The sequence below is a fragment of the Amycolatopsis sp. MJM2582 genome (genome assembly GCF_000754115.1).
GTDB lineage: Bacteria > Actinomycetota > Actinomycetes > Mycobacteriales > Pseudonocardiaceae > Amycolatopsis > Amycolatopsis japonica.
Genome location: NZ_JPLW01000001.1, coordinates 2076669 through 2097734, shown reverse-complemented (window position 1 = coordinate 2097734; position 21066 = coordinate 2076669). Strand labels below are relative to the sequence as shown.

25 protein-coding genes and 1 pseudogene are annotated in these 21066 nt (G+C 69.0%); 10 read left to right on the top strand and 16 right to left on the bottom strand.

Annotation, left to right across the window (positions count from 1 at the left end; genetic code table 11):
- Nucleotides 1–14: 14 nt before the first annotated feature.
- Complete coding sequence (locus tag ED92_RS10320; RefSeq protein ID WP_052120336.1) at nucleotides 15–479, top strand: DUF2771 family protein; 465 nt, start codon at nucleotides 15–17, stop codon at nucleotides 477–479.
- A gap of 124 nt (nucleotides 480–603) precedes the next feature.
- Here ED92_RS10320 and ED92_RS10315 read toward each other — a convergent pair whose 3' ends face one another.
- Nucleotides 604–990 (bottom strand): cold-shock protein, encoded by a 387-nt coding sequence (locus tag ED92_RS10315; protein ID WP_016337551.1) that lies wholly within the window; start codon nucleotides 988–990, stop codon nucleotides 604–606.
- Nucleotides 991–1122: 132 nt separating this feature from the next.
- Between ED92_RS10315 and ED92_RS10310 the strand changes: the two genes are divergently transcribed.
- Entirely contained in the window at nucleotides 1123–1368 is a 246-nt protein-coding gene (locus ED92_RS10310; RefSeq protein WP_051972318.1) for a hypothetical protein, read from the top strand.
- Here the strand turns inward: ED92_RS10310 and ED92_RS10305 are convergent.
- Nucleotides 1340–1957, bottom strand: coding sequence for an HAD family hydrolase (locus ED92_RS10305; protein ID WP_037336335.1), 618 nt, complete (start codon nucleotides 1955–1957; stop codon nucleotides 1340–1342). The two genes, ED92_RS10310 and ED92_RS10305, sit on opposite strands and share 29 nt — an antisense overlap.
- A 94-nt stretch (nucleotides 1958–2051) precedes the next feature.
- Here ED92_RS10305 and ED92_RS10300 point away from each other — a divergent pair, with 94 nt between their 5' ends.
- Nucleotides 2052–2663, top strand: coding sequence for a TetR/AcrR family transcriptional regulator (locus ED92_RS10300; protein WP_200882681.1), 612 nt, complete (start codon nucleotides 2052–2054; stop codon nucleotides 2661–2663).
- The gene (locus tag ED92_RS10295) at nucleotides 2660–3631 is read left to right on the top strand and encodes a R2-like ligand-binding oxidase (protein WP_016337555.1); all 972 of its coding nucleotides are present in this window, start codon (nucleotides 2660–2662) and stop codon (nucleotides 3629–3631) included. The genes ED92_RS10300 and ED92_RS10295 overlap by 4 nt, the downstream gene beginning before the upstream one ends.
- A 97-nt stretch (nucleotides 3632–3728) precedes the next feature.
- On the opposite strand, the gene ED92_RS10290 is transcribed toward ED92_RS10295, so the two are convergent.
- On the bottom strand, nucleotides 3729–4109 hold the full coding sequence (locus ED92_RS10290; RefSeq protein WP_037335659.1) for a hypothetical protein: 381 nt from the start codon (nucleotides 4107–4109) through the stop codon (nucleotides 3729–3731).
- Nucleotides 4110–4273: 164 nt separating this feature from the next.
- Nucleotides 4274–5932, bottom strand: a complete 1659-nt coding sequence (locus ED92_RS10285; RefSeq protein WP_037335658.1) for an AMP-binding protein — start codon at nucleotides 5930–5932, stop codon at nucleotides 4274–4276.
- A gap of 133 nt (nucleotides 5933–6065) precedes the next feature.
- Here ED92_RS10285 and ED92_RS10280 point away from each other — a divergent pair, with 133 nt between their 5' ends.
- Both ED92_RS10280 and ED92_RS10275 read left to right on the top strand, forming a co-directional pair.
- The gene (locus tag ED92_RS10280) at nucleotides 6066–6827 is read left to right on the top strand and encodes a PhzF family phenazine biosynthesis protein (RefSeq protein ID WP_037335656.1); all 762 of its coding nucleotides are present in this window, start codon (nucleotides 6066–6068) and stop codon (nucleotides 6825–6827) included.
- Nucleotides 6827–7201, top strand: coding sequence for a YccF domain-containing protein (locus ED92_RS10275; protein WP_016337560.1), 375 nt, complete (start codon nucleotides 6827–6829; stop codon nucleotides 7199–7201). The genes ED92_RS10280 and ED92_RS10275 overlap by 1 nt, the downstream gene beginning before the upstream one ends.
- Before the next feature lie 3 nt (nucleotides 7202–7204).
- Here the strand turns inward: ED92_RS10275 and ED92_RS10270 are convergent, their stop codons facing one another.
- The 7 genes from ED92_RS10270 to ED92_RS10240 form a co-directional block, all read right to left on the bottom strand.
- Nucleotides 7205–8020: a metallophosphoesterase family protein gene (locus tag ED92_RS10270; RefSeq protein ID WP_037335654.1), complete on the bottom strand. Its 816-nt coding sequence runs from the start codon at nucleotides 8018–8020 to the stop codon at nucleotides 7205–7207.
- Between the two features lie 37 nt (nucleotides 8021–8057).
- The gene (locus tag ED92_RS10265; protein ID WP_007033377.1) at nucleotides 8058–8852 is read right to left on the bottom strand and encodes an HAD-IIA family hydrolase; all 795 of its coding nucleotides are present in this window, start codon (nucleotides 8850–8852) and stop codon (nucleotides 8058–8060) included.
- A 10-nt stretch (nucleotides 8853–8862) separates the two neighbouring features.
- Entirely contained in the window at nucleotides 8863–9927 is a 1065-nt protein-coding gene (locus ED92_RS10260) for a sulfate/molybdate ABC transporter ATP-binding protein (protein ID WP_037335652.1), read from the bottom strand.
- The gene (locus ED92_RS10255) at nucleotides 9924–10691 is read right to left on the bottom strand and encodes an ABC transporter permease (protein WP_037336330.1); all 768 of its coding nucleotides are present in this window, start codon (nucleotides 10689–10691) and stop codon (nucleotides 9924–9926) included. Before ED92_RS10255 ends, ED92_RS10260 begins: the two co-directional genes overlap by 4 nt.
- A gap of 79 nt (nucleotides 10692–10770) precedes the next feature.
- Complete coding sequence (gene modA, locus ED92_RS10250) at nucleotides 10771–11523, bottom strand: molybdate ABC transporter substrate-binding protein (RefSeq protein ID WP_037335651.1); 753 nt, start codon at nucleotides 11521–11523, stop codon at nucleotides 10771–10773.
- Complete coding sequence (locus ED92_RS10245) at nucleotides 11520–11924, bottom strand: molybdopterin-binding protein (RefSeq protein WP_005156143.1); 405 nt, start codon at nucleotides 11922–11924, stop codon at nucleotides 11520–11522. The genes modA and ED92_RS10245 overlap by 4 nt, the downstream gene beginning before the upstream one ends.
- Before the next feature lie 33 nt (nucleotides 11925–11957).
- Complete coding sequence (locus ED92_RS10240; protein WP_037335650.1) at nucleotides 11958–12422, bottom strand: MarR family winged helix-turn-helix transcriptional regulator; 465 nt, start codon at nucleotides 12420–12422, stop codon at nucleotides 11958–11960.
- Nucleotides 12423–12501: 79 nt separating this feature from the next.
- On the opposite strand from ED92_RS10240, the gene moaA reads away from it, so the two are divergent.
- The 4 genes from moaA to ED92_RS10220 all read left to right on the top strand — a co-directional run bounded on the left by moaA (nucleotide 12502) and on the right by ED92_RS10220 (nucleotide 15873).
- On the top strand, nucleotides 12502–13566 hold the full coding sequence (moaA, locus tag ED92_RS10235; protein ID WP_051972317.1) for a GTP 3',8-cyclase MoaA: 1065 nt from the start codon (nucleotides 12502–12504) through the stop codon (nucleotides 13564–13566).
- Nucleotide 13567: 1 nt separating this feature from the next.
- Entirely contained in the window at nucleotides 13568–13822 is a 255-nt protein-coding gene (locus tag ED92_RS10230) for a MoaD/ThiS family protein (protein ID WP_037335646.1), read from the top strand.
- A 111-nt stretch (nucleotides 13823–13933) separates the two neighbouring features.
- On the top strand, nucleotides 13934–14785 hold the full coding sequence (locus ED92_RS10225; RefSeq protein WP_037335643.1) for a phosphatidylinositol-specific phospholipase C/glycerophosphodiester phosphodiesterase family protein: 852 nt from the start codon (nucleotides 13934–13936) through the stop codon (nucleotides 14783–14785).
- 455 nt (nucleotides 14786–15240) lie between these two features.
- Nucleotides 15241–15873: a transglycosylase family protein gene (locus tag ED92_RS10220; protein ID WP_037335640.1), complete on the top strand. Its 633-nt coding sequence runs from the start codon at nucleotides 15241–15243 to the stop codon at nucleotides 15871–15873.
- Nucleotides 15874–16089: 216 nt separating this feature from the next.
- On the opposite strand, the pseudogene ED92_RS43745 reads toward ED92_RS10220, so the two are convergent.
- The 5 genes and pseudogenes from ED92_RS43745 to ED92_RS10190 all read right to left on the bottom strand — a co-directional run bounded on the left by ED92_RS43745 (nucleotide 16090) and on the right by ED92_RS10190 (nucleotide 21043).
- Nucleotides 16090–17006, bottom strand: a pseudogene (locus tag ED92_RS43745) (molybdenum cofactor biosynthesis protein MoaE).
- Nucleotides 17003–17473, bottom strand: a complete 471-nt coding sequence (gene moaC / locus ED92_RS10205; protein ID WP_016337573.1) for a cyclic pyranopterin monophosphate synthase MoaC — start codon at nucleotides 17471–17473, stop codon at nucleotides 17003–17005. Before moaC ends, ED92_RS43745 begins: the two are co-directional and overlap by 4 nt.
- A 189-nt stretch (nucleotides 17474–17662) precedes the next feature.
- A complete protein-coding gene (locus ED92_RS10200; protein ID WP_037335635.1) occupies nucleotides 17663–19210 on the bottom strand; it encodes an alpha/beta hydrolase in 1548 nt (515 codons plus the stop codon).
- A 149-nt stretch (nucleotides 19211–19359) separates the two neighbouring features.
- On the bottom strand, nucleotides 19360–20760 hold the full coding sequence (locus ED92_RS10195; RefSeq protein WP_037335633.1) for an NAD-dependent malic enzyme: 1401 nt from the start codon (nucleotides 20758–20760) through the stop codon (nucleotides 19360–19362).
- Between the two features lie 100 nt (nucleotides 20761–20860).
- On the bottom strand, nucleotides 20861–21043 hold the full coding sequence (locus tag ED92_RS10190) for a hypothetical protein (protein WP_037335631.1): 183 nt from the start codon (nucleotides 21041–21043) through the stop codon (nucleotides 20861–20863).
- Between the last annotated feature and the right edge of the window lie 23 nt (nucleotides 21044–21066).

The window sequence follows — 21066 nt, the reverse complement described above, 5'->3', positions numbered from 1 at the left end:
GGCGACTTCGTATTTTGGCCCTGCTCGCGGCGGGTGGTTTCGTGGTGGCCGGTTGCGCGGCCCCCGGCCCCGAAGAGGTGACCTTCTTCGCCGACGGCAAGACGGTGAACGTCGGCCCGCTGGCGTCGTGCGACATCAAGACCGCCCAGTGCACCACCAGGCCCGACGCCGCGGGCAAACTGCGGATCCGGCCGGGGAAGCCGGTGCAGATCTCGGTGCCGAGCGCGATCGCGGAAACGCCGTGGAAGGTCACGGTGCAGTACGTGAACGGCCAGGGCGAGCCGCAGGAGCTCAAGCAGGACATCATCACGTCGCTCGACCGGTTCGCCTACACCGTGACGACGCCGCGGCCCGACGACCAGATCCTCGTCGTCGAGGTCGCGCAGGCTTCGGTGCTCAGCCGGACCGGACGGCCGGAGGACGCCGAGGCGGTCACGACGGCCATCTGGTCGCTGCAGGTCGAGCCGCCTGCCGCCTGAGGGAGCAAGGGACCTTTGCTACCACCGCGCGGCGTCCCTGAGCTGATTGCGCGTGAAGGCCCCCTTCCCTCGACTGAGCCGAGGGAAGGGGGCCTTCACGCGCGATGAGGGTGGGGAGCGCCGATCAGGGATCGAGGTCCCGCGCGACCGCGCGCATGATCTCGGCGATCTGCTTGGTGTTCTTGCGGTCCGGGTAGCGGTTGCGCCGCAGATCCGGCTGCACCTTGAGTTCGAGCAGCTTGATCATGTCCTCGATGAGCCCGTGCAGCTCCTCGGCGGGGCGGCGGCGCGCCTCGGCGACCGAAGGCGGCGGATCCAGCAGCCGGACGGAGAGCGCTTGCGGGCCGCGGCGGCCGTCGGCGACACCGAACTCGAGGCGCTGCCCGGCCTTGAGCCCTTCGACGCCCTGCGGCAGCGCGGCTTTGCGGATGTAGACGTCGGCGCCCCCATCCTGGGTGACGAAACCGAAACCCTTCTCCGCGTCGTACCACTTGACCTTGCCGGTCGGCACTTCCCTCACCAATCCTTTGCTGTCCCGCTCACAACGAACGCGCCCGGGGGCGTACCCAGGGCGCGCGTCCCATAAGCGTATCTCGCCACAGGCCCTGTGGAGAAGCGGATACCGGCGGATACCCTCTCCTTCATGGAGACCGCAGTAAAGGAGGCCGCTGTGGCCGTCCCCGAAAAGCCCGGCAAACCGATCCTCATGCGCGTCGGCATCGGCCTGTTCGCGCTGGGCATGATCGCCGTCACAGCGGTTTTCGTCATGTTCGCCGCCGGGCTCGAGAACCTGCCGGTGTGGCTCTCCGCCGCGGCGGGCGTGATCACTCCGCTGGGGCTCGCCCTCGGCCTGATCGCCCTTATCCGCGAGGCTCGCCGAAAGAGCTGAGCCAGCCGGGGAACTCGGTCAGCGAGTCGAACACCACGTCGGCTCCTTCCGCGAGCAGCTCGTCCTTGGTGCACGGGCCCGTTGTGACCCCGATCGGGACCGCGCCCGCCGCCAGCGCGCCGCGGATGTCGCCGACGTGATCCCCGACGTAGACACTGGCGCCGTGCTCGGTGAGCGCGGCGGCCTTCTCCGTCGACCACAGTTCCCCGACCAGGACGTCGACCTCCAGGCCGAGCGCGTCCAGGTGCAGTTTCGCGTTGGGCGCGTATTTGCCGGTGACGACGACGGTGCGCCCGCCCGCCTCGCGGACGGCGTGCAGTGCTTCGGCCGCGCCGGGCATCGCGACCGTCACGGGCACGACCGTCTCCGGATACATCGCGCGGAACCGTGCCACCAGCTCCGGGATGCGCTCCTCCGGCGCGCCGAAACCCCGCAGGCTGGCGTCGAGGGGCGGGCCGAGGTTGGCCGCGAAGTATTCGCCGTCCAGCGGCAGGCCGGATTCCACGCCGAGCGCGTTCATCACCGCGACCATGCCCGGCCGCGGATCGATCAGTGTCATGTCGAGGTCGAACCCCACGGTGATGCCCACACGATCACGGTAGCCGCCACCACCGACCGATTTACACCGGACGGACACCCGTCAACTTCTTTGACATGCGCGTGATCTGTGTCAAGCTGGAAATGTGGGCGAGATCACGAGCTTCTCCGATCGGACCAAGGCCTCCCTGCGGGAGGCACTGCTCGACGCGGCCACCGAGCTGCTCACCGAACACGGCTACACGGCCCTGCGGATGGCGGACGTCGCCGCCCGCGCCGGTGTGAGCAGGCAGACCGTCTACAACGAGTTCGGCAACAAGGGCACGCTCGCCGAAGCCGTGGTCCTCCGGACTACTTCGGAGTTCCTGGAAGGCATCCGCCTGCGCGTCCAGGACGCACAGGACCTGCGCGACGGGATCCGCGAGGCGGTCGTCTACACGATCGAGCACGCCCGTGAGAACCGGCTCGTCGCCACCACGCTGGGCACCGAAGCGGGCGAGGACCTGCTTCCCCTGCTCACCACCAAGGGCGAACCGATCCTGACCGCGGCCACGGAGGTCGCGGCCGGGCAGTACCGCGAGTTCGAGCCGTCGCTCTCCCCGGAATCCGCCACGTTGCTGGCGGAGACCGTGGTGCGGCTTTCCCTGTCCCATCTCGTCATGCCGACGCATTCGGCCGACGAGGCGGCGGCGGCGGTCGTCGCCGTGCTGGCACCCGCGATACGGGCGCTGACCACCGATTCGAAGGGGACATCATGACCGACACGCTCTCCGAACTGCGGACCGGTTTCTCCTCACTGCGCAAGGGCGGGCTGAACTGGGACTCGTTCCCGCTGCGGCTGTTCGTCAAGGGGAACAAGAAGTTCTGGAACCCGGCCGACATCGACTTCTCCCGTGAACGCGAAGGCTGGGAAAGCCTCAACCCGGAACAGCAGCGATCGACGACCTATCTGGTGGCACAGTTCATCGCGGGCGAAGAGGCGGTCACCGAAGACATCCAGCCGTTCATGCGGGCGATGTCCGCGACCGGCCGCTTCGGCGACGAGATGTACCTGACTCAGTTCTGTTTCGAGGAGGCCAAGCACACCGAGGTGTTCCGTCGTTGGATGGACTCCGTCGGGCTGACCGAAGACCTGCACCCGTACGTCGCGGAGAATCCCCACTACCGCAAGCTTTTCTACGAAGAGCTGCCGCAATCCCTGCGCGCGCTGGAAGACGATCCCAGTCCGCTCAACCAGATCCGCGCGAGCGTCACCTACAACCATGTCATCGAGGGCAGTCTCGCGCTGACCGGGTACTACTCGTGGCAGCTGATCTGCACGCAGCACGACATCCTGCCGGGTATGCAGGAACTGGTGCGCCGTATCGGCGACGACGAACGCCGCCACATGGCGTGGGGCACCTTCACCTGCCGCCGTCACGTGGCCGCCGACGATTCGCTGTGGGACGCGGTGCAGCAACGGATGGGCGAACTGCTCCCCCACGCGCTGGGCATGATCCAGTGGGTGCAGGACCAGTTCGAGGAGATCCCGTTCGACAACGATCCCGAGGAGATCATCCAGTACGCGGCGGACCGGGCGCAGCGGCGTCTCGGCGCGATCGAGTCCGCGCGCGGGATGCCGGTGGAGCAGATCGACCTCGACTACTCACCGGAGAACCTCGAAGAGACCTTCGGCGAAGAAGACGCGAAGGCGATCGCTGCGGCTGCGGCCAACTCCGCGGCCTGAGGAGTGCCGAAGGACGCTTTCACATGCGGGTCATCTTGGGCTGAAGGGGCCCTTCACCGCATCTGACGCGGTGAAGGGCCCCTTCAGCTCGTTAGGCTCAGAGCCCGATCGCGCCGAGGGTGCCGCTCAGGACGCCCTGGTCGCCTCCGCCATGAGTACTGGAGTGGGTCTCGCTGGACCCGGCACCGTCCTGGCCCGCCCAGCCGCTGTGCTGCCGGTACTGGCTGTCGCCGTTCTCACCGGCGGTCGCGGACGTGCTGCTGTGCGCGGCCCCGTCCGGCCCCGCGGCGGCCGAGTTCTCGTGGAACGAGCTCGATCCGCGATGGGTGTCGGACTGCACGCTGTGCGTCGCTGCGCCGTCCGGTCCGGCCTGGACCTCCGTGCTGCCATAGGTGTCCGCCGAGGCGATACCGGCGGCTCCGAGTGTCAGCGGCAACGCCAGTGCCGAAGCGACCAAAGTGCGGCGAATCGTACGCATGAGAATTCCCCGTTTCCTTACGGTTGTGGGATTTCTGTTCGGGACGCTGTCACCGTCCTGACCATAGGCTGCCCGTCGCGGCGGAAGCCCATGCGCACGAAAGCTGTGAACGATCACACCGCTTCGGAGGCCCATCCGAAGCGGTCAGGCCTCCGAAACGGCGGTCAGGCGTGTTCGGTCGCCGCCGCCTTCTCCAGCCCGAGGATGCTGATCGACTCCGCCCGCATCTCGACCTTGCGCACCTTGCCGGTCACCGTCATCGGGAACTCCTCGACGACATGCACGTAACGCGGGATCTTGTAGCGCGCCAGCTTGCCCTCGCAGAACTCCCGCACCGCTTCGGCCGTCAGCGGCTCCGCACCCTCGCGCATGCGGACCCAGGCCATGAGTTCCTCGCCGTACTTCTCGTCCGGGACGCCGATCACCTGCGCGTCGAGGATGTCGGGATGCGTGTAGAGGAATTCCTCGATCTCGCGCGGGTACAGGTTCTCGCCGCCGCGGATGACCATGTCCTTGATGCGGCCGGTGATGTTGACGTATCCGTCGGCGTCCATGATCGCGAGGTCACCGGTGTGCATCCACCGCGCCGCGTCGATCGCCTCGGCCGTCTTGTCGGCCTGTTCCCAGTAACCCAGCATCACCGAGTAGCCGCGGGTGCAGAGTTCGCCCGGTTCGCCGCGCGGCACGGTCAGCCCCGTCTCCGGATCGACGACCTTGACCTCCAGATGCGGTCCGACCCGCCCGACCGTCGACACTCGCCGCTCGACCGAGTCGTCCGCGCGGGTCTGCGTCGAAACCGGCGACGTCTCGGTCATGCCGTAGCAGATCGACACCTCCGCCATGCCCATCCGATCGATGACCTGCTTCATCACCTCGACCGGGCACGGTGAGCCGGCCATGATCCCCGTCCGCAGCGAGGACAGGTCGTGGGAAGCGAAGTCCGGGTCGGCCAGTTCGGCGATGAACATCGTCGGAACCCCGTACAGGGACGTGCATTTCTCGGCCGCGACGGCTTCGAGGGTGGCCTTCGGCTCGAACGCGGGCGCCGGGATGACCATGCAGGCGCCGTGGCTCGTCGCCGCGAGATTGCCCATCACCATGCCGAAGCAGTGGTAGAAGGGCACGGGGATGCAGATCTTGTCGGCTTCGGTGTAGTTGCAGAGTTCGCCGACGAAGTAGCCGTTGTTGAGGATGTTGTGATGGCTGAGGGTGGCGCCCTTGGGGAAGCCGGTGGTGCCGGACGTGTACTGGATGTTGATCGGGTCGTCCGCGGAGAGTTCGGCCTGCCGCTTCACCAGCGGCGCGCGGTCGGCCTTGCGCCCGATCTCCAGCATCGACGGCCACTCCGGGCTGTCGAGCAGCACGACGTGTTCCAGCGCCGGGCACTTCGGGCCCGCTTCGGCGATCATGCCCGCGTAATCCGAGGTCTTGAACGAGTTCGCGGCCACGATGAGCTTGATCCCGGCCTGGTTCAGCACGTATTCGAGCTCGTGCGAGCGGTACGCCGGGTTGATGTTGACCAGGATCGCGCCGATCTTCGCGGTGGCGTACTGGACGCAGGTCCACTCCCAGCGGTTCGGCGACCAGATGCCGACGCGGTCGCCCTTGGCGATCCCGAGGTCGAGCAGGCCCAGCGCGAGCGCGTCCACTTCGGCCGCGAGTTCGGTGTACGTCCAGCGTTTCCCGGCAGCGCGGTCGACGAGCGCGTCCCGGTCGCCGAAGGCGGCGACGGTGCGATCGAAGTTGTCGCCGATGGTGTCCCCCAGCAGCGGGGTGTCCGAGATTCCCGATGCGTAGCTCGGTACTGCGGGGGCGTCGGGCATGGAGACTCCTGCGTTCGGCGGCATCGACGCGTCGAGTCTAGGAACGTGGCGTGACGGCGGCCACCTGCAAGTGGAGACCACCTCAGGGGAAACCCGGAGGCCCGCTCCGGCGGCGGCCGATATCGTCGAGGGCATGCGCCTCTACATCGTCGACGCCTTCACCTCCGAAGCCTTCGCCGGTAACTCCGCCGGCGTGGTGCTGCTGGACGCTCCGGGCGACGCGGGCTGGATGCAGTCCGTCGCCGCCGAGCTGAAGCACGCCGAGACGGCCTTCGTCGAGGTCGGTGGCGACGGGCCGAAGTCGCTTCGCTGGTTCACGCCGGAGACCGAAGTCGACCTCTGCGGGCACGCGACGCTGGCGACCGCGCACGTCCTCGGCGGCGAGCAGACCTTCACGACGAAAAGCGGCGAGTTGCGTTGCCGCGCCGAGGACGGCTGGGTGTCGATGGACTTCCCGTCGGATCCGCCCCGCGAGTCGGACGACGATCTGTCGTCGATCCTGCCGGGGCTGGAGTTCGAGTACGTCGGGCGCAGCAAGCACAACCTGTTCGCGGTGGTCGACGACGCTTCCGTGGTGCGCTCGCTCGCCCCGGACCTGGCCGCGCTGCGCGCGCACTGGACCGGACGGCTCATGGTCACCGCACCGGGTGACGTGGACGGGATCGACTTCGTCACCCGGTTCTTCGCACCGGGCGTCGGCATCGACGAAGACCCGGTCACCGGCTCCGCGCACTGCGTCCTCGCGCCGTACTGGGCCGCCCGGCTCGGCCGCGACAAGCTCGTCGGCGAGCAGGCCTCGGCCCGCGGCGGCATCGTCCGGGTGAAACTCGAAGGCGACCGTGTCCTGCTTTCGGGGCAGGCGGTCACCGTGGCCAGCGGGGAGTTGCACGTCTGATGCGCCTGATCCTCAACGTCATCTGGCTCGTGCTGTGCGGCCTGTGGATGGCGCTCGGCTACATCGTCGCCGGCATCATCTGCTGCATCCTGATCGTCACCATCCCGTTCGGACTGGCGTCGTTCCGGATCGCGGCGTACGCGCTCTGGCCGTTCGGCCGCACCGTGGTGGACCGGCGAGACTCCGGCGCCGCGTCGACGATCGGCAACGTCATCTGGTTCATCTTCGCCGGCCTTTGGCTCGCCATCGGGCATGTGCTGACCGGGGTGGCGCTGTGCATCACGATCATCGGGATCCCGCTGGGCGTGGCGAACTTCAAGATGATCCCGGTGTCGCTGATGCCGCTGGGCAAGGAGATCGTGGAACTCCCCTGAGGCTCAGTCCTCGGGCTCCCACGGCAGCGGGATGATCAGGCACGGACCGCCGACGAACAAGCCGCCGTCGATCCCCAGCGCCTTCCCGCCCGCGTAGAGATACGGTCCCTCGATCTGCGCGGGGTGGATCCCCAGCTGGTCGGCGATGACGCTGTGCCCGTGCACGATCCGCTCGCCGCCGAGCCGGTCCATGAGCTGTTGCGCGACGTCGGCGCCCTCCGGGCCACGGAAGGCGTACCGCGTGGTCATCCGCCGCCACACGTCCCACCAGGCTTCGATGTCGCTGCCTTCGAGGATCTCGCGGCCACGCGCGTTGATCCCGTCGATGTCCTCGCCCCAGCCGAGGTACTCGAGCGTGTCCGAATGCATCAGCAGGTGATCCGCGGCCAGCGTCAGCAGCGGGCGCGAGGTCAGCCACTCGATATGCTGTGGGGTGAGCCTGTCCTGGTCTTCGAGCAGCCCGCCGTTGATCTCCCAGCTGCGGGCGAAGCTGCGCGGCCCGAAGTCGGACGGCACCTCCGTGTCGCCGAAGTGGTACATCCCGAGCAGCAGGATCTCGTGGTTGCCCAGCAGCGTCCCGCAGTGCCCGCCCGCCGTGGCGGCCTGGCGTTCCAGCCGCATCACGAGGTCGATGACGCCGACGCCGTCGGGCCCCCGGTCGACGAAGTCGCCGAGGAACCACAGTGTCGCTTCACCGCCGGCCCAGTCGTCGTCGGAGTCGAGCAGCCCCTTCTCCCGGAGCGCCTCGGCCAGCTCGTCCCGGTGTCCGTGCACGTCACCGACCACATAGGTCGGGGACGTGGGCTGATCGTCGTGCATCGTCTGACGATAAGCCCTCCGCATGCCGTCGTGTCGCTCAGCCTTCGCCGAACGGGTCGGCGGTGCGCCCGACCAGATCGGCGATCGAGTCGATGATCTTGGTCGGCCGGTACGGGTAGTGCTCCGCGCTCTCCCGCGTGGAGATGCCGGTGAGCACCAGGATCGTCTGCAATCCGGCCTCGATTCCCGAGTGGACGTCGGTGTCCATCCGGTCGCCGATCATCAGCGTCGACTCCGAATGCGCGCCCAGCCGCCGCAGCGCGGAACGCATCATCAGCGGGTTCGGCTTGCCGACGTAGTACGGCGAGCGGCCGGTCGCCTTCTCGATCAGCGCGGCGACCGAACCGGTGGCGGGCATCGAGCCCTCCATGCTCGGGCCGGTGGCGTCCGGGTTGGTGGCGATGAACTTCGCGCCGCCTTCGATCAGCCTGATCGCGCGGGTTATGGCGCTGAAGCTGTACGTCCGCGTCTCGCCGAGCACGACGTAGTCCGGGTCGCGTTCGGTCAGCACGTAGCCGACCTCGTGCAGTGCCGTGGTGAGCCCGGCCTCGCCGATCACGAACGCCGAGCCGTTCGGCCGCTGCGACGCGAGGAACTTCGCGGTCGCCAGCGCGGAGGTCCAGATGGCCTCCTCGGGGATGTCGAGACCGGTCCGCTCGAGCCTCGCCCGCAGGTCGCGCGGGGTGTAGATCGAGTTGTTGGTCAGCACCAGGAAGCCGATGTCGTTGGCGCGCAGCTCCTTGAGGAACTCGTCCGCGCCGGGCACGAGATGCTCCTCCTGCACCAGCACGCCATCCATGTCGCTGAGGTAGGTCCAACGGCGCTCGTTCATACCTCTCACCCTAATGATCCGAGACGGCGTGAACAGCCACGGACGCCGCCTTGACCGAAAGATTGACCGGTGTGCCGGGTTCGAGCGCCAGTTCGGCGACCGCGGCCGGGGTGAGGTCGGCGGCGAGACCCGCCGCCCAGCCGTCACCGCGGGCCCGGACACGGATCACCGGTCCGTGTGGTTCGAGCGCGTCGACGATTCCCTCGACGGTGTTGCGCGGGCTGCCCCGGTGCTCGCCGTCGCGCAGGTACACGGCGACGGCGCTGGGCGCGAAGACGGCGACAGCTGCTTCGCCCTCGACGACGTCCTCGGCCGGGATACCGGCCAACTGCCCGCCTGACGTGCGCAAACCGCCTTCGACGGCGACGCCGGGCACCAGGTTCAGCCCGGCGATCCGCGCGGTGAACGCCGTGCGCGGCGCGGAAAGGACCTTGCGGGTCTCGCCGCGTTCGACGATCCGGCCGCCGTCGAGGACGGCGACGTGATCGGCCAGCGCCAGCGCGTCGAGCGGGTCGTGCGTGACCAGGACGGTCGGCGGTCCGGAACGCAACACCCGGCGGAGCAGCCCCCGGATGGCGGGCGCCGCGTCGACGTCCAGCGCCGCGAAAGGCTCGTCGAGCAGCAGAAGTCCGGGTTCGGCGGCCAGCGCCCGCGCGATCGCGACCCGCTGCGCCTGCCCGCCGGAGAGCTGGGCGGGCCGTCGATCGGCGAGTTCGAGCGCGTCCACTTCGGTCAGCCAGTCCCGCGCGCGCCGCTTCGCCTCGGCGCGCCCGGCTCCGGTCGAGCGCGGCGCGAAGGCGACGTTGTCCAAAGCCGACAGATGAGGGAAGAGGAGGGCGTCCTGGGAGAGCAGGCCGATCCCGCGCGCGTGCGGCGGCAGGCCCGCCAGGCCGCGCCCACCGAGCGTGATCCGTGCCTGGTCCGGCCGGAGCAGACCGGCGAGACAGCCGAGCACGCTGGACTTGCCCGACCCGTTGGGGCCGAGCAGCGCGAGCACTCCGCCGTCGGGGACTTCGAAGCCGACGTCCAAGGTGAACTCGCCGCGCCGGAGCGCGATCTCGGCCGAGAGGGTCACGACCGGACTCCTTCGAGCGCACGCGGCCGGGCGAGCGCGATCACCGCGACGGCGACCAGGATGAGCAGCAAGGCGAGCGCCACGGCGCTGTCGACGTCGACCTCGGCCTGGGTGTAGACCTCCAGCGGCAGCGTCCTGGTCACCCCTTCGAGGCTTCCGGCGAAGGTGATCGTCGCGCCGAACTCGCCCAGCGCCCGCGCGAAGCTGAGCACGATGCCCGAGCCGAGCGCGGGCAGCAGCAGCGGCAGCGTGACCCGGCGGAACACCGTCCACGGCTTGGCGCCGAGCGTCGCGGCGACCCGTTCGTACCGGTCACCGGCGCCGCGGAGGGCGCCTTCGAGACTGACCACCAGGAACGGCATCGCCACGAACGTCTGCGCGATGACCACCGCGGCCGTGGTGAACGGCACCTGCTCGCCGGTCAGCGTGGTCACCAGGACGCCGAGGAAACCCTTGCGGCCCAGCAGGTACAGCAGCGCCAGGCCGCCGACCACCGGCGGCAGGACCAGCGGCAGCAGCACCACCGCGCGCAGCACGCGGACACCGCGCGCCCCCGAACGCGCGAGCACCACGGCGAGCGGGACACCGAGCAGCACACAGGCCACAGTGGACAGTCCAGCGGTGAGCAACGAGAGCTTGAGCGCGTTCAGCGACGACGTCGAGGTGATGAGGCTCGGGAAGCGCGTCAGGTCCGACCGCACCAGCAGGCCGACGACCGGCAGCACCACCAGCGCCAGTGCGCAGATCGCCGGCGGCCAGAGCACCCACGACACCCCCGCATTTAGTCCTCTGAATGCGGTCGTTGCGCGTGCATCTACCGCATCCAGAGGACGAAACGCGGGGTCACGGCGCGCCAAAACCGACCTTCGCCAATTCCTTCTTGCCTTCCTCACTGAGGACGAAGTCCCTGAACAGCCCGGCGAGCTGAGCCTGCGGAGCGTCCTTCACCACCGCGATGGGATAGCTGTTGATCGCGCCCGCGGCCTCGGGGAAGTCCACTTTGTCCACCTTCGCGGCCGCCGATGTCGCGTCGGTGACGTAGACGAGCCCGGCGTCGGCGTCACCAGACTGCACCTTCGCGAGCACCGACTTGACGTCCTGCTCCTCACTGGCCGGTTTGAGCGTGACCCCGGACGACTGCTGGACCTTCTTCGCGGCCGACCCGCACGGCACCTGCGGAGCGCAGACGACCACGGTCAATCCGTCCTTCGCGAGGTCGGCGAGGCCCTTGATGCCCTTGGGGTTGCCCTTGCCGACCGCGATGGCGAGCCGGTTGGTGGCGAACACCGACGGCTGCCCGTTGAGCAGCTCTCCCTTGGCAGCCTTGTCCATATTGGCCTGATCGGCGGAGGCGAACACGTCCGCCTTCGCGCCCTGGGTCAGTTTCTGCACCAGCGCCGAGGAGCCCTCGAAGCTGAACTTCACGGTCACCCCGGAGTTCTGCGCCTCGAACCGCTTGCCCAGCGTCCCGAACGACTCGGTCAGCGACGCCGCCGCGAACACGGTCAGCGTCTTGGCCTCCGCGGCCGGCTCCCCGGAACCGCAGGCGGTCGCGGCCAGTGCCAGCGCGAGCAGGGCGGGGGCGAGTCTCCTCATCGGCTTCCTTCCGGGGTTTCGATCACGACGGTGGTCGCCTTGACGACGGCGACCGCGAGCACCCCCGGCCGCAGCCCGAGTTCGCGGACGGCTTCGGCGCTCATCAGGGAGACCACGCGATGCGGGCCGCACTGCAGCTCGACCTGTGCCATCACCTTGTCCGTGACGACTTCGGTGACGAGGCCGACGAAGCGGTTGCGCGCGGAGCGGCCGACGTTCGACGGATCCTCGGGCTGTTCGGCCTGCGCCTTGGCGAACGCGGCGAGCTCGGCGCCGTCGACGACCTTGCGGCCCGCCGAGTCGTCGAACGCGGTGAGCTGGCCGGCGCGGACCCAGCGGCGGACGGTGTCGTCGCTGACGCCGAGCAGACGAGCGGCCTCAGACAACCGAAATTGCGGCATGCCTGGAAGATTACTTCCGCAGATACGGAAAAGCTATGTGGAACCGGGGAGTTCGTCGCGAAGACCGTCGAGCACCGCGCTCTGGAATCGCTCCAGCACTTTCCGCTCTTCGGGAGAGAACTGTTCGAGCACCGACTTCATGTTCGTGTACGCGGATTCGAAGAGCGGCGCGTACCGCTCCATGCCGCCGGGAACGACCTCTATCAGGACCTTCCGGCGGTCGGCGGTGTCGCGGACGCGGCGGGCGAGACCCGCCTTCTCGAGCCTGTCCATGACGCCGGTCACAGCGCCCGTCGACAGCCCGGTCAGCTCCGCGATCCTGCCCGCTGTCAACGGTCCCGGCGCCTGCCCGGCGAGTTCGAGCACCTTGTGGTCGGTGGCGGACAGGCCCATCCGCTCGGCGATACGCGCGTGCCGGAGAACGGTCAGTGTGCTGCTTTCCCTCCCGAGATGGGCGAACCGGGCCAATTCGTCCGCCGAGAGCGGATATTTCGCCATCCGGAAACCCTTCCGATTCGGTGCGAAATGAGATTCTAGACAGTCGGTTTTCGCCCGCTTCGGGGTTAGTCTGGTGTCAATGACAGCAGTCGATCTCGGGTTTCCCCGTGTCCCCGGTACACGTGGTCGCCCCAGCGTGCCCAGGCCGGACAACCCCGCTCTGATCGACACCTTCGGCCGCGTGGCGACCGACCTGCGGGTGTCGCTCACCGACAAGTGCAATCTGCGCTGCACCTACTGCATGCCCGCCGAAGGGCTCGAATGGATGCCGAGCGCGGACGTGCTGACCGACGACGAACTCGTGCTCCTGCTGCGGATCGCCGTCGAACGGCTCGGGATCACCGACATCCGGCTCACCGGCGGCGAACCGTTGCTGCGCCAAGGGCTGGAGAAGATCGTCGAGCGGGTCGCGGCGCTCGAACCGCGACCGCGGCTTTCCATGACCACCAACGGGATCGGGCTCGCGAAACGCGCGAAGTCGCTCGCCGACGCCGGGCTGGACCGCATCAACGTCTCGCTGGACACCGTCGACCGCGCGCTGTTCGAGACGATCACGCGTCGCGACCGGCTTTCGCACGTACTCGCCGGGATGGCCGCCGCACGCGAAGCCGGGCTGGACCCGGTGAAGGTCAACGCGGTGCTGATGCGCGGGCTGAACGAAGACCAGGCCGTGCCGCTGCTGAAGTTCTGCCTCGCCGAGGGGTATCACCTGCGGTTCATCGAGCAGATGCCGCTGGACGCGCAGCACGGCTGGAACCGGGGCGACATGATCACCGCGGAGGAGATCCTCGGCATGCTCGGCGAGGAGTTCTCGCTGTCGCCGTTCCCCGCCGCGCGGGGCGGGGCGCCCGCCGAACGCTGGCTGGTCGACGGCGGCCCCGGCGACGTCGGCGTGATCGCGTCGGTGACCCGGCCGTTCTGCGGCGCCTGCGAGCGGACCCGGCTGACCGCGGACGGCGCGGTGCGCTCGTGCCTGTTCAGCAACGACGAGACGGATCTGCGTGCCCTCGTGCGCGCGGGCGCGCGCGAAGAAGAGGTGGCGGACGCCTGGCGGGCGACCATGTGGGGCAAGCTCGCCGGACACGAGATCAACGAGGCCGGGTTCGCGCAGCCGATCCGGCCGATGAGCGCGATCGGCGGCTGACATGGTGACCATCGTGGTGCGGTACTTCGCTTCGGCTCGCGCAGCCGTCGGCCTCGACGAGGAGAAGGTGACGCTCCCGGACGGCGCCCGCGTCGCCGACGCCGTCGCCCGCCTTCGCGAACTCCACCCGGAGAAGCTGCCGAAGCTGCTCGACGCGGTCTCCTATCTACTGGACGGCGTCGCGGTGCGGGATCTCACGCGGCCGCTGACCGACGCGGCCGAACTGGACGTCCTGCCCCCGTTCGCCGGCGGCTGACCCGCCGCCGACCATCGCTGACCTGCGCGAACCTCGAAAGTGGTAGCAAAGGTCCCTTGCTCGCCGTCTCGAGTTCACCGTCCGGTCGCCGAAGCAGCCGAGGATGCGCCAGTGATCACTCCCCGCCGTATCCTCGCCGCGCTGCTCGCCGCGGTCGCCGCCACGAGCCTCGCGACCGCCCCGGCCTCCGCCCATGAACGCGCCGTCAGGCCGCTGCCGCAGGCGCACAGCCACAACGACTACGAGCACACCCGTCCGCTGCAGGACGCGCTCGATCAGGGCTTCACCAGCGTCGAGGCCGACATCTACCTGGTGGACGGGCAGCTGCTGGTCGCCCACGACCTCGCGGACACCCGCCCGGACCGCACTCTGGAATCGCTCTACCTGGAGCCGCTGCGCAAGCGCGTGCTGGCCAACCACGGCGTCGGCGTCTACCGGCAGCGCGCGGAGTTCCAGCTGCTGATCGACGTCAAGGGCGACGCGAACAGCACCTACGCGGCGCTCGAGAAGCGGCTGTACGACCCGCGCTACTCCTTCCTCTTCTCCCTGTACGCGTTCGGTCACGTGAAGAAGCGGGCCGTCACCGCCGTGATCTCCGGCGGGCGACCCAAGGACGTGATGCTCGGGCAGAAGTTCCGGCTCGCCTTCTACGACGGCCGGATCAAGGACCAGAACGACCTCGGCATCGGCTCGGACCCCCGCGTCACCCCGCTGGTCTCGGACTCCTGGACGGGGCTGTTCACCTGGACGGGCGAAGGCCCCTTCCCCGCCGAGGAGCGGGCGAAACTGCACGACCTGGTCAAGCGGGCCCACGCGGCGGGTCAGCGCGTGCGCTTCTGGGCCACGCCGGACGCCGCCGGGCCCGGCCGTGACGCGTTGTGGAAAGAGCTGGTCGCCGCCGGGGTCGACCACCTGAATACGGATGACCTGCCAGGGCTGGCGAACTTCTTGAGGTCTCGCTAAAGTGCGCGGCCCATTCGCGCGCGAAGGCGCACGAATGGGCCAGTCATCCCTTAATCCACGTGATGCAAGCCTCACGATCCGTGAATTATCTCGGTCAGGAAACGGCCAGATAACGGCCCGCTGACCTGCGTAAACAGCCGAATCGTTATAGGTTGCGTGCTGTTACTGTGATGTAGGTCACAGCTCGAATAATTTCCGTCCCGGCCGTTCGTTACGTACCGTCGCTTTTCGGTTGGCCCCGACCGACCACGCAACACCGGGAACCCGTAGCGCCGAGCCCTGTCCAACGGATTCCCGGACCCAACCCCGAGCGAAAGCATTTCCGGACAGGGACGAGGGGACCGAGCCGACGCGTCGTGCGTCAGGCGAAGTCAGCCGGCCCGCAACGGCCGGCCAAGACCCGCGGGTCTTCCCTCAGCACCGACTCGTAGGCGCAGGGAGCGAGATTTATTCACATGTCTTACCGAGGCAAGCACCGCAAGATGTCCGCCGCCACCCGTCACATCGCCCGCGTCGCCATTGCGGGTGTCGCGGTCGGCGCTCCCCTCGCAATCGCCGCGACCCCCGCGTCGGCGACCAACTGGGACGCCATCGCGCAGTGCGAGAGCAGCGGCAACTGGAGCACCAACACCGGTAACGGCTACTACGGTGGTCTGCAGTTCTCGCAGAGCACCTGGCGCGCCTACGGCGGCACCGGCAGCGCGCACAACGCGTCGCGTGAGCAGCAGATCGCCGTCGCCGAGCGGGTCCTCCAGGGCCAGGGCATCGGCGCGTGGCCGCACTGTGGCAAGAAGGGCGGCTCCGCCAGCCCCGCCAAGGCCAAGTCGAGCGCCCCGAAGGCCACCAAGAAGGTGACCCCGAAGAAGTCGACCGCGCCGGTCCAGAAGCAGCAGGCTCCGGCCCCGGCCGCGAACGTCGCCAACTCGAACCCGGCGGGTGACTACACCGTCGTGGCCGGCGACACGCTGTCGAAGATCGCTTCCAAGTTCAACGTCCAGGGCGGCTACCAGAAGCTGCAGGAGCTGAACAAGGACTACGTGTCGAACGCCGACTTCATCGTCGTCGGCCAGAAGCTCGCCACCAAGTGAGCTCTTGAGCACGAGTAAGTCGTGATGCCCGCGGGATTCCCCGCGCGGCCACGTCACGACTGACAAGGCCCCACCGCGCCATTCCCCCGGCGGTGGGGCTTTGTCGTGTCCGGGGCCGGTCGTGCCTCCAAGTGTCATGAAAGGGCCGTTCAGGACGAAAAACGTCCTGAACGGCCCTTTCATGACACTTGGCGGGCCCGGGGCCGGCTCACCCCACTACGGCGAGTTGACCCATTCGTCGCTGCCGTCGCTGAAATGCTGGTGCTTCCACACCGGCAGCCGCGCCTTGACCTCGTCGACCAGCTCCGAGCAGGCCGCGAAGGCCTGGCCCCGGTGCTCGGCCGCCACGGCGCACGCCAGCGCGACGTCCCCGATGGCCAGCGCGCCCAGCCGGTGGCTGACGGCGACCGCCCGCACACCTTCCCATTTCCCCGAGAGGTCCGCGACGACCTCCGCGAGCACGTCGGCGGCGCTGGGGTGCCCTTCGTACGCGAGCCGCTCCACCGACCGTCCGCCATCGTGGTCCCGGACGACCCCGCCGAAGGTGACGACGGCGCCCGCGGCCGCGTCGTCCACCAGCCGGGCGTGTTCTTCGACCGAGAGCGGCTCGTCGACCACCGCGATCCGTGCGACCCGAACGCTCACTGCTGTGCCTCCCGTGGGTGGTCGCCGCCCGCCAGCTGGTCGACGGCGTGGTCGAGGATCCCGTCCAGTACGCCCAGGCCGTCCTTCACCCCGCCGCGTGAACCGGGCAGGTTCACCACGAGGGTCAGGCCCGCGACGCCCGCGACGCCGCGCGAGAGCACGGCGGTGGGCACCTTGGGCAGTCCGGCGGCGCGGATCGCGTCCGCGACGCCGGGCAGTTCGTAGTCGAGGACGGCGCGGGTGACGTCCGGGGTGCGGTCCGTCGGCGAGATACCGGTGCCGCCGGTCGTCACGATCACCTGGACTCCGGCCGCGACGGCGTCCCGCAGGGCTTCGCCGACCGGTTCGCCGTCCTGGACGACGACGGGCGCTGGCACTTCCCAGCCGCGTGAAGCGAGCCAGTCCGTGATGACCGGGCCGGTCGTGTCCTCGTAGACGCCCTTCGCGGCACGATTCGACGCCACGATCACCCTCGCGACCCGGTTCACGGCCGCTCCCAGGTCCCGGTCTTGCCGCCGTCCTTGCGGATCAGGCGGACGTCGTCGAGGGTCGCCGCCGGATCGACGGCCTTGATCATGTCGTGCAGGGTCAGCCCGGCGACGGCGACGGCGGTCAGCGCCTCCATCTCGACGCCGGTCCGGTCGTTCGTCTTCGCGGTCGCGGTGATGTGCACGGCGGTCTCGTCGAGGACGAACTCGACCTTCACGCCGGACAACGCGATCTGGTGGCAGAGCGGGATCAGCTCGGGCACCTTCTTCGCGCCCATGATGCCCGCGATCCGCGCGGTCGCGAGCGCGTCGCCCTTGGGGAGCCCGTCCGTCGCCAGCAGGCCGAGCACCTCGGCCGTGGTGTGCACGGTGCCGCCCGCCAGCGCGGTGCGGGCGGTGGGCGTCTTGCCGGAAACGTCGACCATACGGGCGGCGCCCGTATGGTCGACGTGGCTGAGTTCACTCACGCCCAGCAGGCTAGTCCTCAGTACCTGTCGGCGGAGCCGAGGTCTGTCCGGCGAGGCGCCCACGCGTGAACCCGCCCGGCCGAAGGCCTCGCTATCGCGGTGGCAGGCGCCCTACCGGCTCACCGTGAGGTGGATTACCGGCCGGCGCCTGCCGACGCCGATCGCGATCGCGGGTTCACCTCAGAAGGTTCAGAACATCCGCTGCTTCGAGCGAACCTCGCCGAGGGCCTTCTCCCGTTCCTGCCGCTGCTCCGGCGTCATCGAGGCGAAGAGCCCGCCCCGGTCCGCGGCACAGGCCGTGTCGTGCGCGGGACGCTTGCCGTCCACGAGGAACCGGTTGACGGCGTTGTTGCCGCAGGCGTTCTCCGAGCTCAGCCAGACCCCGTGCCCGCCGTCGTCGACCGACACCATCCGCGCCCGGTCGCCCAGCGCGCGCCGCATCTCCTTGGCCCCGCTCAGCGGGGTCGCCGGGTCACGCAGGTTCTGCACGACCAGGATGTTCGACGGACCCCGGTCGCCGATCCGCACCTGCGGCTCGATCGGCTCGGACGGCCAGTAGGCGCACGCCCAGATGTTCGCCGCGGCGGCGCCGAACATCGGGTACCGCACCCGGTCCTTCTCGACGTTGCGCTGGTAGGCCGCGACCTTCTCCGGCCAGTTCACGTCGTTGCACACCACGTGCAGCTGCGCGGACAGCAGCTGCGCCACGTCGAGCTGCTGAGCCTGAGCGGTCTGCTTCACGACGCCTTCGGTGTCGAGCGCCTGCCACTGCTGGGCCAGCACCGGGAAGGAGCCGGTCGAATACAGCGAACCGAACGTGCCGGCCCGGAAGGCCGCGCCGTCCACCCCCGGCACCGCGCCGCCGTCGAGCTTGGCGACGAGTTCGTAGAACTTCGCCGTCACCTGCTGCGGAGTGCGGCCGAGCCCGTAGCTCGCGTGCCGCGCCGCCGCCCACTTCGCGAAGTCCGGGAAGCGGTCCTGGAACCCCTCCGCCAGCCGGCGGGACCCGGTCGTGTCGAGCCCGCCCGGACCGGTCGCGCTGTCGAGCACGACGCGATCGGTCTGCCGCGGGAACAGCGTCGAATACACGGCGCCCAGGTACGTGCCGTAGGAGACGCCGTAGTACGAGAGCTTCTCCTCGCCCAAGGCCTCCCGGATGCGGTCCATGTCGCGGGCGGTGTTGGCCGTGGTGATGTACGGCAGGTTCGCGGCCGTCTTCGAGTCGGCGCACTGCTTCGCGACGCCCTTGACGTACTTCGCGCGTTCCGCCACCGCTGCGGCGTCGCGCGCGTACAACGGGACGTTGCTGACCTGCTGCTCGGGCTTGAGATCGCAGGTGACCGGCGTGCTGCGGCCGATCCCGCGCGGATCGAAGCCGATGATGTCGTACGCGTCGAGCACGCTCGACGGCATGCCCGCCGCCCGCAACCCCGCGGGCATGGTCAGCCCGGGGCCGCCGGGGCCACCCGGGTTGGTGAGCATGATGCCGCGCCGCTTCGCCGGTTTGGTGCTGGCGAGCTTGGAAATGGCGACGTCGATGGTCTTCCCGCCCGGGTTGCGGTAATCGAGCGGGACCTTCAAGGTGGCGCATTCCACGCCGGGCGCGGCCGCGTCCTCCGGACACGGCCCCCAGCTGACAGACGAAACCGCGGCGGACGCCGTGGCCGGTACGAGTACCGCCATGGTGACCGCCGCGGCCGTGAGTGTCCCGATCCTGCTCAGGACAGAGCGAGTCATCCCCAAACCCCCGTCATGATCGACTTCCTGGTCGGAGCCGAGCCTATGAGCGGGCCATCGGCGGAGTCGTCACCCTGAAGTCGGCCTCGATGTCGGTCTCAGTGATGACGGCGCCGCCGAATGGAGCAAGGGACCTTTGCTACCACGTCCTACGACTGAGCAGCCTTCGCTGCTTTCGCCGCCTTCTTCACCGCTTCGGCGACCGCGGGGGCGACGGCGTTGTCGAACACGCTCGGCACGATGAACGAAGCGTTCAGCTTGCCGTTGTCCACGACGTCCGCGATGGCGTCGGCGGCCGCGAGGAGCATCGAGTCGTCGATGTGGTGCGCCTGCGCGTCGAGCAGCCCGCGGAAGACGCCGGGGAACGCGAGCACGTTGTTGATCTGGTTCGGGAAGTCGCTACGACCGGTGGCGACCACGGCGGCGTGCTTCTGCGCCTCCAGGGGGTCGATCTCCGGGTCCGGGTTGGCCAGCGCGAACACGACGGCGTCGGACTTCATGGTCGCGACCTGCTCGGCCCCGAACAGGTTCGGCGCGGAGACCCCGATGAACACGTCGGCGCCGACGAGCGCCTCGTGCAGCGTGCCCGCCTGCTGTTCCTTGTTCGTGTGCCCGGCGATCCAGGTCAGGTTCTCGTCGAGGTTGCCGCGCGCGGAGTGCACGATGCCGTCGATGTCGGCGGCCACGATGTCGCCCGGGTTCTTGCGCAGCAGCAGGCGGATGATCGCCGAACCCGCCGCGCCGACGCCGCTGACGACGATCTTGCAGTCTTCGATGTTCTTCCCGACCACGCGCAGGGCGTTGCGCAGCGCGGCGACCACGACGATCGCGGTGCCGTGCTGGTCGTCGTGGAAGACCGGGATGTCGAGCTGTTCACGCAGGCGCTTCTCGATCTCGAAGCAGCGCGGCGCGGCGATGTCCTCGAGGTTGATGCCCGCGTACACCGGCGCGAGCGCCTTCGCGATCATGATGATCTCTTCGGTGTCCTGGGTGTCCAGGCAGACCGGCCACGCGTCGACGTCGGCGAACTTCTTGAACAGCGCCGCCTTGCCCTCCATCACCGGCAGCGCGGCGGCCGGGCCGATGTTGCCGAGCCCCAGCACCGCGGAACCATCGGTGAGCACCGCGACGGTGTTGCGCTTGATGGTCAGGCGGCGCGCGTCCTCGGGGTTCGCCGCGATCGCCTGGCAGACGCGGGCGACACCCGGCGTGTACGCGCGGGAGAGGTCGTCACGGTTGCGGAGCGCGACCTTGGGGCTGACCTCGATCTTGCCGCCGAGGTGGATCAGGAACGTCCGATCGGAGACCTTGCGCACGCGGACGCCCGGCAGCGAGTCCAGGGTCTGCGTGATGTCCTGCGCGTGGTTCTCCGACAGGGCGTTGGCGCTGATGTCGACGACGATCGAATCGGGGTGCGACTCGACGACGTCGAACGCGGTCAGCACGCCGCCGACCCGGCCGACGGCGGTGGTCAGATCACCCGCCGCGGTGGACGACGCGGGGGCCTCCACCCGGACGGTGATCGAATATCCCGGACCGGGAACCGGCATGGCACTACCCCCGCTGAGGAAAGCTCGAATAGGTCGATCGAAAACCTACTCCCGTGACGACCGCCACGAACCCTCGCAGGGGTAACCCGCCAGTAGCTTCTTACCGGTTGATCTCGGTCTCGGGGTGCACGTACGGCACCGCGTCGAGGGGGAAGGTCACGTCGCCGAACGGGGACAAGGCGCCCTGCCGATCGGACGCGAGCTCGGTGACGGGGTGCTCCCCGTCCTCACCGGGCCACGTGGGGTCGATGCCCGCGCGCTTCTTGTTATCGCCCTTCGCCACAACGTCCTCCAGAGCATGGTCAA

Bases quoted from the DNA above. Each gene is read 5' to 3' on its own strand.
- ED92_RS10310 (WP_051972318.1), top strand. From the start codon at position 1,123: ATGGAGACCGCAGTAAAGGAGGCCGCTGTGGCCGTCCCCGAAAAGCCC.
- ED92_RS10295 (WP_016337555.1), top strand. From the start codon at position 2,660: ATGACCGACACGCTCTCCGAACTGCGGACCGGTTTCTCCTCACTGCGC.
- ED92_RS10290 (WP_037335659.1), bottom strand. From the start codon at position 4,109: ATGCGTACGATTCGCCGCACTTTGGTCGCTTCGGCACTGGCGTTGCCG.
- ED92_RS10285 (WP_037335658.1), bottom strand. From the start codon at position 5,932: ATGCCCGACGCCCCCGCAGTACCGAGCTACGCATCGGGAATCTCGGAC.
- ED92_RS10280 (WP_037335656.1), top strand. From the start codon at position 6,066: ATGCGCCTCTACATCGTCGACGCCTTCACCTCCGAAGCCTTCGCCGGT.
- ED92_RS10275 (WP_016337560.1), top strand. From the start codon at position 6,827: ATGCGCCTGATCCTCAACGTCATCTGGCTCGTGCTGTGCGGCCTGTGG.
- ED92_RS10270 (WP_037335654.1), bottom strand. From the start codon at position 8,020: ATGCACGACGATCAGCCCACGTCCCCGACCTATGTGGTCGGTGACGTG.
- ED92_RS10265 (WP_007033377.1), bottom strand. From the start codon at position 8,852: ATGAACGAGCGCCGTTGGACCTACCTCAGCGACATGGATGGCGTGCTG.
- modA (WP_037335651.1), bottom strand. From the start codon at position 11,523: ATGAGGAGACTCGCCCCCGCCCTGCTCGCGCTGGCACTGGCCGCGACC.
- ED92_RS10245 (WP_005156143.1), bottom strand. From the start codon at position 11,924: ATGCCGCAATTTCGGTTGTCTGAGGCCGCTCGTCTGCTCGGCGTCAGC.
- ED92_RS10240 (WP_037335650.1), bottom strand. From the start codon at position 12,422: ATGGCGAAATATCCGCTCTCGGCGGACGAATTGGCCCGGTTCGCCCAT.
- moaA (WP_051972317.1), top strand. From the start codon at position 12,502: ATGACAGCAGTCGATCTCGGGTTTCCCCGTGTCCCCGGTACACGTGGT.
- ED92_RS10230 (WP_037335646.1), top strand. From the start codon at position 13,568: ATGGTGACCATCGTGGTGCGGTACTTCGCTTCGGCTCGCGCAGCCGTC.
- ED92_RS10220 (WP_037335640.1), top strand. From the start codon at position 15,241: ATGTCTTACCGAGGCAAGCACCGCAAGATGTCCGCCGCCACCCGTCAC.
- ED92_RS10200 (WP_037335635.1), bottom strand. From the start codon at position 19,210: ATGACTCGCTCTGTCCTGAGCAGGATCGGGACACTCACGGCCGCGGCG.
- ED92_RS10195 (WP_037335633.1), bottom strand. From the start codon at position 20,760: ATGCCGGTTCCCGGTCCGGGATATTCGATCACCGTCCGGGTGGAGGCC.